The sequence below is a fragment of the Marinomonas sp. ABL3_031 genome, assembly GCF_056161265.1.
Genome location: NZ_JBSWYU010000052.1, coordinates 1 through 263, shown reverse-complemented (window position 1 = coordinate 263; position 263 = coordinate 1). Strand labels below are relative to the sequence as shown.

Here is a 263-nt window from a genome sequence, read left to right as displayed (position 1 = left end):
CGCTTAACCTTGCTACTGAAAATAAGTCGTTGACCCATTATACAAAAGGTACGCAGTCACGGTGTCACTCAAACTCCCTGCTTGATCTTTGAGGTTGGCCTCGCTTCGCTAAGGCAACCTTCAAGAAGAACGCTTGATGATACACTCTCTTCTTAATTAGCCGGTTGGCCTTGCTTCGCTAAGGCAACCTTCAAGAAGCTTGAGTTGACACCGCTCCCACTGCTTGTACGTACACGGTTTCAGGATCTATTTCACTCCCCTCA

1 rRNA gene is annotated in these 263 nt (G+C 47.5%); it reads right to left on the bottom strand.

Annotation, left to right across the window (positions count from 1 at the left end):
* Window positions 1-263: ribosomal RNA gene (locus ACXAH2_RS17215) — 23S ribosomal RNA — on the bottom strand; the annotation flags it as partial.